The organism is Kribbella sp. CCNWLW201 (assembly GCF_037203805.1).
Lineage (GTDB): Bacteria > Actinomycetota > Actinomycetes > Propionibacteriales > Kribbellaceae > Kribbella.
In genome coordinates, this window is sequence record NZ_JBBCBQ010000013.1 from 17,672 (window position 1) to 32,300 (window position 14,629).

The following is a 14,629-nucleotide window of genomic DNA, read 5'->3' on the forward strand; positions in this document are numbered from 1 at the left end:
AAGGCCCGTGGACAGGGCTTCGAACTCCCAGCAGACCAAGCACGTATTCGTCACCGGTGGCGTGGCATCCAGTCTCGGCAAGGGGCTGACAGCGTCCAGCCTCGGCAGTCTGCTGACGGCACGGGGCATCCGGGTCACCATGCAGAAGCTGGATCCGTATCTGAACGTGGATCCCGGCACCATGAACCCGTTCCAGCACGGCGAGGTGTTCGTCACCAACGACGGCGCCGAGACCGACCTGGACATCGGTCACTACGAGCGGTTCCTCGACCGTGATCTGTCCGCCGTGGCCAACGTGACCACCGGACAGATCTACTCGAGCGTGATCGCGAAGGAACGCCGCGGCGAGTACCTGGGCGACACCGTCCAGGTCATCCCGCACATCACCAACGAGATCAAGGAACGGATGCTGGCGATGGCCGGCCCGGACGTGGACGTCGTGCTGCACGAGATCGGCGGCACAGTCGGCGACATCGAGTCGCTGCCGTTCCTCGAGGCGGCCCGGCAGGTCCGGCACGACGTCGGCCGGGACAACGTCTTCTTCCTGCACATCTCGCTGATCCCGTACCTCGCCCCCAGCGGTGAGCTGAAGACCAAGCCGACCCAGCACTCGGTCGCCGCGCTGCGCTCGATCGGTATCGCCCCGGACGCCGTGGTCTGCCGCGCCGACCGGCCGATCCCGGACGGCGTGAAGCGGAAGATCTCGCTGATGTGCGACGTCGACGTGGAGGCCGTGGTCGCCGCCGTCGACTCGCCGAGCATCTACGACATCCCCAAGGTGCTGCACACCGAGGGCCTCGACGCGTACGTCGTACGGCGGCTGAACCTGCCGTTCCGCGATGTCGACTGGACCCGGTGGGACGAGCTGCTGCGGGTCGTGCACCAGCCGAAGGACCACGTCACGGTGGCGCTGGTCGGCAAGTACATCGACCTGCCGGACGCGTACCTGTCGGTCGCGGAGGCGCTGCGGGCCGGCGGTTTCGACAACGACGCGAAGGTCGACCTGCGCTGGATCGCCTCCGACGAGTGCGGCTCGCCCGAGGCGGCCGCGCGGCTGCTCGGTGACGTCGACGCGGTCTGCATCCCGGGCGGCTTCGGTGTCCGCGGGATCGAGGGGAAGATCGGCGCGATCCGGTTCGCCCGCGAGCAGGGCATCCCGATCCTCGGGCTGTGCCTCGGCCTGCAGTGCATGGTGATCGAGGTGGCCCGCGACCTGGCCGGCCTGGTCGAGGCGAACTCCAGCGAGTTCGACCCGGATGCCGAGCAGCCGGTGATCGCGACGATGGAGGAGCAGAAGCACATCGTCTCCGGCTCCGGTGACCTCGGCGGCACCATGCGGCTCGGCCTCTACCCGGCCAACCTGGCCGACGGCTCGATCGTGCGGGAGCTGTACGGCGCTCCGTCGGTACAGGAGCGGCACCGGCACCGGTACGAGGTGAACAACGCGTACCGCGACAAGCTGGAGACGGCCGGCCTGGTGTTCAGCGGCCTGTCCCCGGACAACGAGCTGGTCGAGTTCATCGAGCTCGATCGGGCCCAGCACCCGTACTTCGTCGCCACCCAGGCGCACCCGGAGCTGCGGTCCCGGCCGACCAAGCCGCACCCGCTGTTCTCCGGCCTGATCAGCGCCGCGCTGGTCCGTCAGCGCGAGTCCCGGCTGCCGGTCGAGGAGCCGGCCGTCACGAAGAAGGCGGCCGCGGGCAAGACCGCGGTCAAGGCTCGATGAAGGAGCACCCCGAACTGCGGTTCGGTGCCGGCCTGGCCGACGTACCCGAGCAGTGGCCGGTCTCCTCGTCCGAGGTGGTGCACGAGACCGGCCGGGTGATCTCGGTACGGCGGGATCACATCGACCCACCGGGTCGCGACCCCTTCGTCCGTGACGTGGTCGTGCATCCCGGTGCGGTTGGCGTGGTCGCGCTGGACGCAGACAATCGGATGCTGCTGGTTCGCCAGTATCGGCACCCGGTCGGCTACCGGCTGCTCGAGCCGCCGGCCGGCCTGCTCGACGTCCAGGGGGAGCAGTACCGCCTGGGCGGCGAACGTGAGCTCTGGGAGGAGACCGGCACGAAGGCGGCCGACTGGCGCGTCCTCGTCGACGCCTTCACCTCCCCGGGCCTCACCGACGAGGCGGTCCGCATCTTCCTCGCCCGCGATCTCTCCCCGGCCGACGAGGCCTACGACCGCCTCCACGAAGAAGCCGACATGGAGACCGTCTGGGCCCCGCTGATCGACGTCGTCGGCGCTGTCCTGGCCGGTCACCTCCACAACCCCATCCTCGTCATGGGCTCCCTAGCCACCTGGACCGCCCTCAACGGCCCCGGCTTCGACACCCTCCGCCCCGCCGACAGCCCCTGGCCGGCCAAAGACCGCTGAGGTTCCAGACCACTCGGCGTGAATCCGGCTTTGAGGTGCCACTGGTCGTCCCGCCAGATCACCGACCGGTCCGGCTCATATCCGTTCGCCGTACGGCAGCCTGCGGGTGGTACTCGGAAGGAAGTTCAGTCATGCGCCGCACTCTGCCGAACCCCTGACCGTCCGACAATGCCTTTCATGGACAAGCCTGAGTTGGCCGAGTTACTGGATCTCGAGCCGCATCCGGAGGGCGGGTGGTACCGGGAGACCTGGCGGTCGGACGTCGAGATCACACCCGAGGGGTACGGCGGGACGCGCGCCAGTGCGACCGCGATCTACTTCCTCCTGGCACCGGGGGAGGAGTCCCGGTTGCACCGCGTGCGGTCGGCGGAGATCTGGTTGTGGCACTCCGGCGGGCCGTTGACCCTCGAGTACGGCGACGAGTCGGTCACCCTCGGACCTGACGTCGCCGCGGGGGAGCAGCCGCAGGTCGTCGTACCGGCGGGGGCTTGGCAGGCGGCGCGGCCCGCCGGGGATCAGCCGGTGCTGGTGTCCTGCATCGTCTCGCCGGGGTTCGACTTCGCGGATTTCACCCTGCGCTAGGAGGGCCCTCCGGGACGGGTCAGGGGCACGCCGTCCCGGAGGACATCCGACTCACATCTGCGGCACGATGCCCTCGCCCGCGGTCACCTCCGGCAGGTGCTCGCGCACCATGTAGCCGCCGGCGCAGGCGATCCAGACCGCCGACAGCAGCAGCGGGACGCCGGTCATCAGGAAGCCGCCGGCAACGAACGAGCCGTCGGTGGCGAACACGCCGAACGCGCCGGCGAACGACACCACGGCGGCCAGCAGGGCCAGGTACCCGAGCCAGTTCGGCATCAGATGAGTGCGCAGTACGCCGATCCCGGCCGCGGCCAGCGGCAGGGTGGCGGCGAAGCCGATCATCGTCGTCATCACCGCGGTCAGCTCGTACAACATGACGGTGATCGCGGCGCCCCGGCCGTCGATGCTGAAGGCGGTCGCGGCGGTCAGGGCCGCGGTCACGAAGATCGCGCTGCCCACCAGCACCGATCCCGCGAGCAGCGCCAGATGGACGTCACTGCGCTCGTCCCGCTCCCGGATCGCCTCGGCGAACGCGGCGGCGAACCAGATGATCAGTCCGGCCGCGGCGGTCCACATCAGCGCGCTGATCAGCATCGAGGTCCGAGTGTCGTTGAGGAAACTCGTGATCGTGCCTTCGGACTCGTCGACGGTGGGTAGGTTGCCGGGCAGGAACCTGCCCAGGAGTGCCAGGACGACGAACGCCAGCCCGGCCAAGCCACCCCAACGCAACTCGTGTCGCTCAGTCATGGGGAAACACCTCCAGTGCGCGCACCGCGAAATACGGTGCGTCTACTGCTGATATTCCTCCGCTTCGGGCGGCCGTCAAGAGGGCTCCGTCCGGCGATCAGGCGCCCCGCCGGACGGTCCCGTCACGACCTACTGGAGAACGGTTGCCAACGCCTCGTATCCGGGCAGCAGGTCGATCCCCTCCCGACCGAGCTGCTGGATCGCGACGTGGTCCGCGCCGGCCTCCAGATGGGCGTTCAGCCCCTCGACGATCTGCACCGCCGAACCGTGCAGGACGAGCGCGTCGACCAGCCGGTCGCTGCCGCCGTCGTCCAGGTCCTCCTCGGTGAAGCCGAGCCGCTTCAGGTTCGACCGGTAGTTGCGCAGTTGCAGGTACGACGCCAGGTAGTCGCGGCCCGTCGTTCGCGCGATCTCGTCGTCGGTCTCGAGGACGACCTTCTGCTCAGGCGCGAGCAGGACGCCGCCGCCGAGAGTACGACGTGCCTCGCGGGTGTGCTCCGGTGTGGTCAGGTACGGGAGCGCCCCGGCGGTCCGCGTACCCGCGACGTGCAGCACCTTCGGACCGAGTGCCGCCAGCGCCCGCCGGTCGACCGGCACTTTGGCGTCGTCGAGATCGTCCAGATAGTTGACGATCGTCTCGTACGGCGACTTGTACTCGCCGGTGCGTTCCGGGTGACCGATGCCGACGCCGAGCAGGAACCGGCCCGGGTGCTCGTCCTCCAGCCGGTGGTACGACGCACCGACGTCGGCCGCGGGCGATTTCCACATGTTCACGATGCTGGTGCCGACGGCAACCGAGTTCGTTGACGCCAGCAACACTTCGGCATCGCGCAGGCCGGCGTCCGGGGAGGCCCCCAGCCAGAGCGCGCCGTACCCGGCCTGCTCCAGTCCGGCCGCCAGTTCCGGCCCCCAGTGCTGAGGTCCGTGCCAGACCCCGAAGCGTCCAATGTCCACCGCCACGCGTACTCCTCTCGTCGACCCATTCTCAGGTTCCAACCGGGAGCGGGCGGGCTCCATTCCGAGAAGCATCTCTGACTGCCTGCAGGCCGCGTCAATGATGACTGCTCACGCAACCATCATGTGGACCACTTGACTACAGCAGTGCGGCGATTTCGGGGATGCGGCGTTGGAGGTCCTTCAGCCGGTGCTCGGTGCGTTCCGGTTCGCCGACCTTGGCGAGGTTGAGCATGCCGGAGTCGCCTGCTTCCTGTCCGGCGCGGATGACGCGGGCCGACCGCTGAGCGCGGATCGGGGCGCCCTCGAGGATCTGCAGTGGGCTGAAGGTGCCGCCGTACGCGGAAGCCATCAGGCGCAGGCGTGCGGCCTGGTACGACGGGTCCATCGGGATCGCGAGGGGTGCGGTGTTCCAGGCGGTGAAGGCGATGTCGTCGAGCGGGACGCCCGGTCCGGCCATGTCCCAGTCGATCACGCCACTGAACCCGTCCTCGGTGCCGATCCAGTTGTACCAGCCGTAGTCGTGCATGCAGATGATCTGCCCGGCCGCGAGTTCGCCCCGGCTCGTCCGCCACACGATCTCGCCCTCGGGCCGGTACGACGCGACCACCCGGTGGTACTCGGCCAGCCAGCGCATCGCGTCCGCCAGCACGTCGTCGGGGACCTCTTCGCCGTACGACGTACCCGGCAGGTAATCGAGGATCTCGCGACCGCGCTCGTCGAATCCGAGCACCCTGGGGATGCCGGTCAGGCCCGCATCGGCGAGGTAGTTGAGCAATCCATGAACGGCCGGCGTCCACGGGCCGGTGGCGCGGCGGACCGTGTCGCCGACCCGGACCGCGCCGCCGACGTTGCCACCCGGGAGGGCGATCTCGTTGTCCATGTCAGAACCTTCCAACAAGCGTTTCCATCAGGGGTACCTGAGAGCACGGCTGTCTGCCCTTTTGGGGCAGTGCAAAACTGGGGTAAAGGGGGAGGTGGAGATTGCGTCAAGATTGCGCAAAGCCTGCCGGGCAAGGGATTCCGGTGTGAACGTCACGGGCTGCCACAGCGTCTCATAGGAGTGTAACCGAACCGCCGGGCAACGGTTCCGCGAGTCGCCACCGGATAGGACCATCCGATCAGGTGGTATGAACCTTGCGGGCTTACACTCGGCAGCGACCTAGCGGCACACCCCTCACCGCCGGGCCGCGGACACAACGACGTGGGCCGCACACCTGGATTGGGAAAGAAGGGCAAGTTGTGAAGGTCGGAGTTCCGAAGGAAGTCAAGAACCACGAGTACCGGGTGGCGATCACCCCGTCCGGTGTGCACGAGTTCGTGCGCAGCGGGCACGAGGTTCTGATCGAGCAGGGCGCGGGGACCGGTTCGCTGATCCCCGACGACGAGTTCGTCGCGGCCGGGGCACAGATCGTGCCGACCGCGGAGGACGTCTGGCAGGACGCGGAGCTGGTGCTCAAGGTGAAGGAGCCGGTGGCGGAGGAGTACCACCGGATGCGGCGGGACCAGGTCCTGTTCACCTACCTGCACCTGGCCGCGAGCAGCGACTGCACCGAGGCGCTGCTGAAGTCCGGCATCACCGGTATCGCGTACGAAACGGTTCAGCTTCCGGACGGCTCGCTGCCGTTGCTGGCGCCGATGAGCGAGGTGGCGGGCCGGCTCGCACCGCAGGCGGGTGCCTACCACCTGATGCGCAGCGGTGGTGGTCGCGGCGTCCTGATGGGCGGCGTGTCCGGCGTGCACCCGGCCCGGGTCGTGATCATCGGCGCGGGTGTCGCCGGGATGAACGCGGCCGCGATCGCGCTCGGCATGCAGGCGCAGGTGCAGCTGTTCGACCGCAACATCGCACGCCTGCGCGAGGCCGACCGGATCTACCAGGGTCACCTGCTGACGATCGCCGCGAACTCGTACGAAATCGAGCGGGCGGTGCTCGAGGCCGATCTGGTGATCGGTGCCATTTTGGTGCCGGGGGCAAAGGCTCCGAAGGTCGTCACCAACGACATGGTCCGGCGGATGAAGCCGGGCAGTGTGCTCTGCGACATCGCGATCGACCAGGGCGGCTGCTTCGAGGACTCGCGTCCGACCACGCACGCGGATCCCGTCTACCAGGTCCACAACTCGTTGTTCTACTGCGTCGCGAACATGCCCGGCGCGGTTCCGAACACGTCGACGTACGCGCTCACCAACGTGACGCTGCCGTACGCGATCGAGCTCGCGAACCTGGGCTGGCGGGAAGCGATGAAGCAGGACCACAGCCTCGCGCTCGGCCTCAACACCTTCGAAGGTCACGTCACCTACGGGCCTATCGCCGACGCTCACGACCTGTCCCAGCTGAAGCTCGACGAGGTGCTGGTCTGAGCCGGGACATCACTCGTGCGATCGGCTCGTACCTCGACCACCTGACGGTCGAGCGCGGGCTGGCCGCCAACACGTTGGCGTCGTACCGGCGGGATCTTCGCCGGTACGACGCCTATCTCGCGGACGCTGGGATCGATGCGCTCGGGCGGATCTCGGAGGCCGTGGTCAGCGACTTCCTGATGCGGTTGCGCGAGGGCGACGCGGACCATCCGCCGTTGACCGCGTCCTCGGCCGGCCGGACTGTGGTCGCCGTACGAGGGTTCCATCGCTTCTGCCTGCGCGAAGGCCTGACCGCGGTCGATCCCGCCGCGGCGGTGAAGCCGCCGGCGCCGCCTCAACGGTTGCCCAAGGCACTCTCCGTCGACGAGGTCTCGCGGATCCTCACCGCGGCCGCGGGTGCTGAGGCCGAGCCCGCCGTACTGGCGACGCGGGATGCGGCACTGCTCGAGTTCCTCTATGGAACGGGTGCGCGGATCTCGGAGGCTGTCGGGCTGGACGTGGACGACATCGACCTCGATGCCGGTGCGGTCCTGCTCCGGGGCAAGGGCAGCAAGGAACGCGTGGTCCCGGTCGGGTCCTACGCCCGCGACGCGTTGTCGGCGTACCAGGTCCGCGGCCGTCCAGACCTGGTAGGACGAGGACGCGGAACGCCGGCGTTGTTCCTCAACGCCCGCGGTGGTCGGCTGTCCCGCCAGAGCGCCTGGACCGTACTGCGACGTGCCGCCCAACGAGCCGGCATCGCGAAGGAGATCTCACCGCACACGCTCCGCCACTCCTTCGCCACCCACCTCCTCGACGGCGGCGCCGACGTCCGTGTCGTCCAGGAGTTGCTCGGTCACGCCTCCGTCACCACCACGCAGGTCTACACGCTCGTCACGGTGGACAAACTCCGCGAGGTCTACGCCACCTCACACCCGCGCGCTCTCTCCTCTTGAGCCCCGCAGGAACGCTGCGGCTTCCTCGATGAGAGTCACCGGCTCCTGACCGGCCAGGACGGCGTCGATCCCGCGCAGCCCGGCCCTGTCGACCAGCCGCTTCTCGTTGGTCACCCACTCGCCCCGGCCGGCCAGTACGGCGTGAGCCGCCATGCAGGTCGCGGTCGCGACGGCTCCGACGGTTTCGGCCAGCAGTCCGCGTTCGGCGTACGCCGTCCGTGCGTAGTCGAGTGTCAGCTCGGCCTCACCCCACCAGCGTCCGTGCGCAGCCTGCTTCAGTTTCTCCGGGTAGTCAGGCCGTGGCAGCGACCCGTGCAGGACTCGATTGCCGGCCAGTTCCGCTACCACGATGTAGCTGGGGATCCCGGCCAGGTGGAACAGCAGCCGTTCGATGTGGAACCGGCCCTCCTGCGCCTCGGCCAGGTGGTGCTCGACGTCGTCCAGGTCGCGGTAGTGCACGTCGACCCGGCGACCGTCGACCTCCAGCCAGCCGCCGCCGTTGAAGACGCCTCCGCCCCAGCCTCCGATCTCGGAGACCTCGCCCGGCCAGCCGAGCGCGCGCAGACTGTCGGGTGCGAACGGTCCGCGGTAGTAGATCGCGAAGTCCCAGTCGCTGTCCGGCCGGTGCGTTCCGCTGGCCCGGGAACCTCCCAGGGCGACGGCTTCGACGGCCGGCAGGCCTGCCAACTGGTCGGTGATCCGGTCCAGGAAGGAGTCGTCCGGTGGGTGCATGGAGCGGAGACTAGTAGGGCTCGTGCCGGCCCGGTTCGCGTCGTGTGAAACGGTAGGCCCCAGTGCACGGATTTCGGGGACGGTATGCGATCATTTGGTCACGGTTGGTCACAGTGAGGCAGTGATCGGCCAGGTCCGGAGCTTTGTCGACAAACCACCCCACCCCGGTGCGGAGTGGCTGGTTGAGAGTGCTTGAATGCACGCTTACAGTCGCTGGGATCGCCCGTATCGGTTGAAAGGTTTGACGAGTCATGAACGAGTCGACATTCCCGGGCACCGAGCAGTTCCCGTCGCCGGCCCAACCGATCGCGCCGACGGTCACCCAGCCTGCAGCCACGCCCCAGCCGCAGCGGAACCTGACCCCACCCGAGAACTATGCGGAGATGCCCCGGCCGACGGCCAAGCTCACCGCGGAGGACATCGCACCTGTGACTGATGCGCACGGCCCGAGGAACAAGATCGGCCCGACCGGCCGTCCGCTCCCGGACCTGCCGACGCCGCTGCCGCCGACCAAGACCGGCCCGGCGCAGGTGATCGCGATGTGCAACCAGAAGGGTGGCGTCGGCAAGACCACCACCACGATCAACCTCGGCGCGGCGATCGCCGAGACCGGCCGCAAGGTGCTGCTGATCGACTTCGACCCGCAGGGCTCGGCCTCGATCGGCCTCGGCGTGCAGCCGCACGACCTGGACATCTCGGTCTACAACCTGCTGATGCAGCGCGACATCACCCCGGATGAGGTGATCCGGCCGACCAGGGTGGAGAACCTCGACCTGCTGCCGGCCAACATCGACCTGTCCGCGGCCGAGGTGCAGCTGGTCCAGGAGGTCGCCCGCGAGTACACCCTGCAGCGCGTACTCGAGCCGATCATCCCGAACTACGACGTCATCCTGATCGACTGCGCGCCGTCGCTCGGCCTGCTGACCGTGAACGCGCTGACCGCGTCCAACGGCATCGTCGTACCGCTGGAGTGTGAGTTCTTCGCGCTCCGCGGGCTGGCGATGCTGACCGACACGATCGGCAAGGTGCAGGACCGGCTGAACCCGAAGCTGGAGATCGTCGGCATCCTCGGCACCATGTTCGACGGCCGCACCACGCATGCCCGCGAGGTGCTCGACCGGGTCGTCCAGGCGTTCGACGAACGCGTCTTCCACACCGTCATCCGGCGTACCGTCAAGTTCCCCGAGACCACGGTCGTCGGCGAACCAATCACGACGTACGCCCCGTCCTCGTCCGCGGCGACCCAGTACCGCGATCTTGCCAAGGAGGTGCTGGCGCGTTGTCCCGCCGGGTGAGCCTGCCAGGTGCCAGTGAACTCTTCGGGGGTGCGGCACCGAAGCAGACCAGACCCGAGAAGCGCACCACTCCAGACGGATCGGCGCTCGCCGACCGCCCGTCACCGAACGGGCGGTCCGGCACGGCCGTCGTCGAGGACCGCAAGTCCAGCGGTCGGATCCGGCACGACACGAAGATCACCGTGTACGTGACGGAGGAGGAGCTGATCGGCCTGGAACAAGCGCGCCTCGCGCTGCGCAAGGAACACGGGCTGTCCGCCGACCGCGGCCGGATCGTCCGCGAGGCGATCGACGTGCTGCTGGCCGACTTCGTCGACCACGGGCCGGACTCGGTGCTGGTACGGCGGCTCAAGGCCTCGGAATGAGCTCGTCGGACTCGCTCCCTCTGGACCTCTCGGCCGGTACGGCGGACGATGCCGCTGTCCCGACTGTTGCTGAGGGCAAGGGGTTCAGTGTTCACCTGGTGAACTTCGAGGGCCCGTTCGACCTGCTGCTGCAGCTGATCAGCAAGCACAAGCTCGACATCACCGAGATCGCGCTGTCGGTCATCACCGACGACTTCATCGCGCACATCAAGGCGCTCGGGTCGGAGTGGGACCTGGACCAAACGTCGGAGTTCCTGCTGATCGCGGCGACCCTGCTGGACCTGAAGGCGGCCCGGTTGCTGCCGAAGGGCGAGGTCGAGGACTCCGAGGACCTGGCGCTGCTGGAGGCGCGCGACCTGCTGTTCGCGCGGCTGCTGCAGTACCGGGCGTTCAAGCAGATCGCGGCGCTGATGCAGGAGCGGATGGCCGCCGAGGCCAAGCGTTTCCCCCGGGCCGTGGGGATGGAGACGCACTTCGCGGAACTGCTGCCCGAGGTGCTGCTGGGGATCGACCCGGCCGGTCTCGCGGCACTGGCCGCTCGTGCGCTGGCGCCGAAGACCGACGTACCCGAATCTGTGTCGCTGATGCACCTGCACGGTTCCCAGGTGACGGTGCGGGAACAGGCCGTGGTGATCGTCGACCGGTTGCGCCGGCAGCGCAGTACGACGTTCCGCGCGTTGGTCTCGGACTCGCCGGACACCGTGACTACGGTCTGCCGGTTCCTGGCGTTGCTGGAGCTGTTCCGGGAGGCGGCCGTCTCGTTCGAGCAGGTGACGCCGCTGGGGGAGCTCACCATCCGCTGGACCGGCTCGGACGAGGGCGAGATCGATGTCAGCGACGAGTTCGACGAGGTCGCCAAGCCCGAGTCCGAGGAGGGCGAGGCACCTCAGGTCTCCGACGAGGTGGACTTCCTCGAACCAGGTGAAATCCTGACCGAAACAGACGACGCCGAGCCAAGCCCCCAGCCGGCCGGCCCCCCGAACGAGACGGCGGAGCAGTGACCGAACCCAACCCCACCGAGCTGGACACCCCGGACACCGCCGCCGAAACCCCGGAAACCAACCACCCCAGCTTCGTAGACAACGGCGCCGACGAACTCGAGCCCGCCGAGGACGCTCCCGAGGACACCCAGGCAGACGCCGAGTCCGACGAAGCTGAGTTCACCCCGGATGCCTCCGATGAGTTCGGCGACGGCAACTCCACGGCACCCATCGACGAGGCGGACGGTCCCGCGGAGCCCGCCGACTCCGCCATACCCGCCGACTCCGCCGTACCTGCCGACTCCGCCGTACCTGCCGACTCCGCCGTACCCGCCGACTCCGCCGTACCCGCCGACGATGAGTCCTTGGAGGATCATCTGCCGCCGGGGCAGACGGAGGTGCCGGTTGGGGATGAGGTGGTCATCGATGACGAGACGATGCGGCGGGCGCTCGAGGCGATCCTGATGGTGACGGATGAGCCGTTGCCGGTGCTGACGCTGGCTCGGGCGGTCGGGCGGCCGACCGGGGATGTGGCGGCGGCGCTGGGGACGCTGGCCGAGGAGTACACCGAGCAGGGGCGTGGGTTCGACCTGCGTGAGGTGGGTGGCGGCTGGCGCTACTACACGCGCGTCGACGCGGCGCCGTACGTGGAGAGGTTCGTGCTCGACGGACAGCAGGCGCGGCTCACCCAGGCCGCGCTGGAGACGCTCGCCGTGGTCGCGTACAAGCAGCCGGTCAGCCGCGCCCGGGTCTCTGCGATCCGTGGCGTGAACGTCGACGGCGTGATGCGTACCCTCATCGCCCGCGGCCTGGTCGAGGAAGCCGGCGCGGACACCGAGTCCCAGGCGACGCTCTACCGCACCACGTCGTACTTCCTCGAACGCATGGGCATGCAGTCCCTCGACGACCTCCCCGAACTCGCGCCGTACCTCCCCGACATGGACGACATCGAGGACGAACTCGCCGCCCAAACCCTCCCACCGGCGACCCCCGAGGACCCCGCAGCCGAGGCAACCCCGGCCGAACCGAACCAGGAGCCGACCGACGCGCCCGCGCAGACCGACGACGAGCCCGCCGACGCCGACGACGAGTTCACGGAGGCGACGGGCGAGGCTGTCGACGCCGAGAACGAGCTGTCCGCGGACGAGGACGAACCTGCCGGAGCCGACGAGCTCACCGAGGCGGAGGGCGAGCCGTCTGAGGGCGACACCGGCATTGATGGGGATCTGAGGACGGACGAGCCCGTCGAGTTGGACGTTGAGCATGAGGCGGGCGAGCTGGTGCCGTCCGATGAGGTCGGGTCCACTGAGGAGCCGGAGCTCTCGCGCAGCGGGGATAGGCAGCGCGATGAGTGAGCACGAGGGGATTCGGCTGCAGAAGGTGCTGGCTCAGGCTGGGGTGGCCAGCCGGCGGACGGCCGAGATCATGATCGAGGAGGGCCGGGTCGAGGTCGACGGCGCGGTGGTGACCGAGTTCGGCAAGCGGGTGGATCCGGCTGTCTCGGTGATCCGGGTCGACGGCGAACGCATCCCGCCGACCAGCGCCCACGTGTACCTGGTGCTCAACAAGCCCCGCGGCGTCGTCACCACGATGTCCGACCCACAGGGCCGCCCGTGCGTCGCCGACTACGTGCAGGATCGCCCCGAGCGCCTGTTCCACATCGGCCGCCTCGACACCGACACCGAGGGCCTGCTGCTGCTCACCAACCACGGCGAGTTCGCGCACCGCCTGACGCACCCGTCGTACGAGGTCTCCAAGACGTACGTCGCCGAAGTCGACGGCAACGTGAAACCGGCGGTCCTGCGCACCCTCCTCGACGGCATCGAACTCGACGACGGCCCCGCCCGGGCGGACACCGTCAAGGTGATCTCGAGCATCCGCGGCCGCACCCTGATCCAGATCAGCCTGCACGAGGGCCGCAACCGCATCGTCCGCCGGATGTTCGACGCCCTCGGCCACCCGGTCAAACGCCTCACCCGCACCGCCATCGGCCCAGTCCGCCGAGGCAACCTCCACACCGGCGACCTCCGCGAACTCGACCACAAAGAACTAGGCCAACTCCTGGACCTCGTCGACCTCTAGTTCAGGGCCTGGTCGAAGAAGGTACGAACGAGGCGTCGTACGGCGCGGATGCCGCACGACGTACTGCCGATCAGGCGGGCTCGAGCCTCCGGTGTGACCAGGCCGGCTGACTGCAACTGCGGGGTGAGGGCGGCGTAGTCGGTGAAGATCCAGTGGTTGGCGTTCGGGAGTTCGACGCGCCGCACCGGGCCGCCGTGGGACATGACGGCATCCCAGGTGCGGTCGAAGCGGGCGTCGCGGAAGCCGTCCGTGCCGGCCAGTAGGAGCGGCTTGTCGGTGCCGTGTCGGGCGATCGGGTAGAGCTCGCCGTCCAGAGTGTCCAGGTAGCCCTCAAGGTTCGCCGCCGCGTGGATCCGCGGGTCCTCGAGTGACACCGCCGCGGTCGCGCCGCCGGCCGAGTGCCCGTAGATCCCGACCCGCTGCGGATCGACATGCAGATCCTCCAACTGGTCGAGCACGAACTTCACGTCCGCGAACCGCGTCGTCATCATCTTCCGCGCGAGCACCGGATCGGTGCGAACCTCCGGCGGCAGCTCGATCGTCCGCAGTCGTCCACCCGGGAACTCGACCTCGCTCGCCTCTCCGGGGTGATCCATAATTATCACCACATAACCATGACTGGCGAGGTCCTCGGCCAACGACGTACCGATCGTCCGCGGGTCCGCGCCACCAGGGCTGTACAGCAGGACAGGACGTCGTACCGGGAGCGCGGGTGCGTCGACGTACGAATGCGTCATCGTCGCGGCCCAGTCGACGCCGCTGGTCGGCAGTTCCGGATGGAGAAGACCGGCGTCGAGGCCCTTGAACACCGCGGCCGCGGCCGGCGTGAGCTGGGGAGCAAGCGGACACCCGCGTACGACGGCCGCCGGGTAGAACACCGTGGTCATCAGTTCGCGCGTCATCGCACCGTTCCACGGATCGGACCGATCACGGTCGATCAGGTGACGGGTCGTCGTACCGACTCTCCATCGTCCGGTGGGTGCGGGCAGGGTCAGGGTCAGCTCACCGCGTGCGGCGTATGCGGGCATCGTCCCGGCGAGGATGGTTGATGCGACAGCGGCAGTGAAGGTTCGTCTCCTCATGACGTCGACGCTGGCAGTCGCAACCGGCACCGTCACTACTGTCGACGAGACCTCCACCCGAGGTTCCACCCACCGGTCTGGACCCCTGTCAACTCGCAGTGTGTTGACATCAAAGGGATAACGCCACGAAACGGCGCGCCTGAG

At 68.6% G+C, this 14,629-nt stretch carries 15 protein-coding genes; 10 read left to right on the plus strand and 5 right to left on the minus strand.

What is annotated here, in order from left to right; genetic code table 11:
* The first annotated feature begins 7 nt into the window (after positions 1 to 7).
* From V9K99_RS37435 to V9K99_RS37445, 3 genes are all read left to right on the plus strand, one after another.
* On the plus strand, positions 8 to 1,726 hold the full coding sequence (locus V9K99_RS37435; protein WP_337009911.1) for a CTP synthase: 1,719 nt from the start codon (positions 8 to 10) through the stop codon (positions 1,724 to 1,726).
* The gene (locus tag V9K99_RS37440) at positions 1,723 to 2,373 is read left to right on the plus strand and encodes an NUDIX hydrolase (RefSeq protein ID WP_337009913.1); all 651 of its coding nucleotides are present in this window, start codon (positions 1,723 to 1,725) and stop codon (positions 2,371 to 2,373) included. Before V9K99_RS37435 ends, V9K99_RS37440 begins: the two co-directional genes overlap by 4 nt.
* 177 nt (positions 2,374 to 2,550) lie before the next feature.
* Positions 2,551 to 2,955 carry a cupin domain-containing protein gene (locus V9K99_RS37445; protein ID WP_337009915.1) on the plus strand — a complete coding sequence of 135 codons (405 nt, stop codon included), beginning with the start codon at positions 2,551 to 2,553 and terminating at the stop codon, positions 2,953 to 2,955.
* Between the two features lie 51 nt (positions 2,956 to 3,006).
* Here the strand turns inward: V9K99_RS37445 and V9K99_RS37450 are convergent, their stop codons facing one another.
* From V9K99_RS37450 to V9K99_RS37460, 3 genes are all read right to left on the minus strand, one after another.
* A complete protein-coding gene (locus tag V9K99_RS37450) occupies positions 3,007 to 3,702 on the minus strand; it encodes a DUF4386 family protein (RefSeq protein ID WP_337009917.1) in 696 nt (231 codons plus the stop codon).
* Positions 3,703 to 3,831: 129 nt separating this feature from the next.
* Positions 3,832 to 4,662 (minus strand): LLM class F420-dependent oxidoreductase, encoded by an 831-nt coding sequence (locus V9K99_RS37455; protein ID WP_337009919.1) that lies wholly within the window; start codon positions 4,660 to 4,662, stop codon positions 3,832 to 3,834.
* 133 nt (positions 4,663 to 4,795) lie between these two features.
* A complete protein-coding gene (locus V9K99_RS37460; protein WP_337009921.1) occupies positions 4,796 to 5,539 on the minus strand; it encodes a phosphotransferase in 744 nt (247 codons plus the stop codon).
* A 359-nt stretch (positions 5,540 to 5,898) separates the two neighbouring features.
* On the opposite strand from V9K99_RS37460, the gene ald reads away from it, so the two are divergent.
* Both ald and xerD read left to right on the plus strand, forming a co-directional pair.
* A complete protein-coding gene (gene ald / locus V9K99_RS37465) occupies positions 5,899 to 7,014 on the plus strand; it encodes an alanine dehydrogenase (protein WP_337009924.1) in 1,116 nt (371 codons plus the stop codon).
* 20 nt (positions 7,015 to 7,034) lie between these two features.
* On the plus strand, positions 7,035 to 7,949 hold the full coding sequence (gene xerD, locus V9K99_RS37470) for a site-specific tyrosine recombinase XerD (protein ID WP_337010167.1): 915 nt from the start codon (positions 7,035 to 7,037) through the stop codon (positions 7,947 to 7,949).
* On the opposite strand, the gene V9K99_RS37475 is transcribed toward xerD, so the two are convergent.
* Entirely contained in the window at positions 7,923 to 8,681 is a 759-nt protein-coding gene (locus V9K99_RS37475; RefSeq protein WP_337009926.1) for a nucleotidyltransferase domain-containing protein, read from the minus strand. The genes xerD and V9K99_RS37475 overlap by 27 nt on opposite strands.
* Before the next feature lie 383 nt (positions 8,682 to 9,064).
* Between V9K99_RS37475 and V9K99_RS37480 the strand changes: the two genes are divergently transcribed.
* From V9K99_RS37480 to V9K99_RS37500, 5 genes are read left to right on the plus strand one after another with little or no spacing between them, the layout of a single operon-like run.
* Positions 9,065 to 9,976 carry a ParA family protein gene (locus V9K99_RS37480; protein WP_442914766.1) on the plus strand — a complete coding sequence of 304 codons (912 nt, stop codon included), beginning with the start codon at positions 9,065 to 9,067 and terminating at the stop codon, positions 9,974 to 9,976.
* On the plus strand, positions 9,961 to 10,341 hold the full coding sequence (locus tag V9K99_RS37485) for a hypothetical protein (RefSeq protein ID WP_132217131.1): 381 nt from the start codon (positions 9,961 to 9,963) through the stop codon (positions 10,339 to 10,341). The genes V9K99_RS37480 and V9K99_RS37485 overlap by 16 nt, the downstream gene beginning before the upstream one ends.
* Positions 10,338 to 11,342 carry a segregation and condensation protein A gene (locus tag V9K99_RS37490; RefSeq protein ID WP_337009935.1) on the plus strand — a complete coding sequence of 335 codons (1,005 nt, stop codon included), beginning with the start codon at positions 10,338 to 10,340 and terminating at the stop codon, positions 11,340 to 11,342. The genes V9K99_RS37485 and V9K99_RS37490 overlap by 4 nt, the downstream gene beginning before the upstream one ends.
* Complete coding sequence (gene scpB / locus V9K99_RS37495) at positions 11,339 to 12,676, plus strand: SMC-Scp complex subunit ScpB (protein ID WP_337009937.1); 1,338 nt, start codon at positions 11,339 to 11,341, stop codon at positions 12,674 to 12,676. Before V9K99_RS37490 ends, scpB begins: the two co-directional genes overlap by 4 nt.
* Positions 12,669 to 13,403, plus strand: a complete 735-nt coding sequence (locus V9K99_RS37500; protein ID WP_337009939.1) for a pseudouridine synthase — start codon at positions 12,669 to 12,671, stop codon at positions 13,401 to 13,403. The genes scpB and V9K99_RS37500 overlap by 8 nt, the downstream gene beginning before the upstream one ends.
* Here V9K99_RS37500 and V9K99_RS37505 read toward each other — a convergent pair.
* The gene (locus tag V9K99_RS37505; RefSeq protein ID WP_337009941.1) at positions 13,400 to 14,485 is read right to left on the minus strand and encodes an alpha/beta hydrolase family protein; all 1,086 of its coding nucleotides are present in this window, start codon (positions 14,483 to 14,485) and stop codon (positions 13,400 to 13,402) included. The two genes, V9K99_RS37500 and V9K99_RS37505, sit on opposite strands and share 4 nt — an antisense overlap.
* Positions 14,486 to 14,629 lie beyond the last annotated feature (144 nt).

Excerpts from the sequence above, each read along its gene's own strand:
- V9K99_RS37445 (WP_337009915.1), top strand. The coding sequence starts at position 2,551 with ATGGACAAGCCTGAGTTGGCCGAGTTACTGGATCTCGAGCCGCATCCG.
- V9K99_RS37440 (WP_337009913.1), top strand. The coding sequence starts at position 1,723 with ATGAAGGAGCACCCCGAACTGCGGTTCGGTGCCGGCCTGGCCGACGTA.
- V9K99_RS37475 (WP_337009926.1), bottom strand. The coding sequence starts at position 8,681 with ATGCACCCACCGGACGACTCCTTCCTGGACCGGATCACCGACCAGTTG.
- V9K99_RS37505 (WP_337009941.1), bottom strand. The coding sequence starts at position 14,485 with ATGAGGAGACGAACCTTCACTGCCGCTGTCGCATCAACCATCCTCGCC.
- V9K99_RS37460 (WP_337009921.1), bottom strand. The coding sequence starts at position 5,539 with ATGGACAACGAGATCGCCCTCCCGGGTGGCAACGTCGGCGGCGCGGTC.
- V9K99_RS37450 (WP_337009917.1), bottom strand. The coding sequence starts at position 3,702 with ATGACTGAGCGACACGAGTTGCGTTGGGGTGGCTTGGCCGGGCTGGCG.
- V9K99_RS37500 (WP_337009939.1), top strand. The coding sequence starts at position 12,669 with ATGAGTGAGCACGAGGGGATTCGGCTGCAGAAGGTGCTGGCTCAGGCT.
- V9K99_RS37490 (WP_337009935.1), top strand. The coding sequence starts at position 10,338 with ATGAGCTCGTCGGACTCGCTCCCTCTGGACCTCTCGGCCGGTACGGCG.
- V9K99_RS37480 (WP_442914766.1), top strand. The coding sequence starts at position 9,065 with ATGCCCCGGCCGACGGCCAAGCTCACCGCGGAGGACATCGCACCTGTG.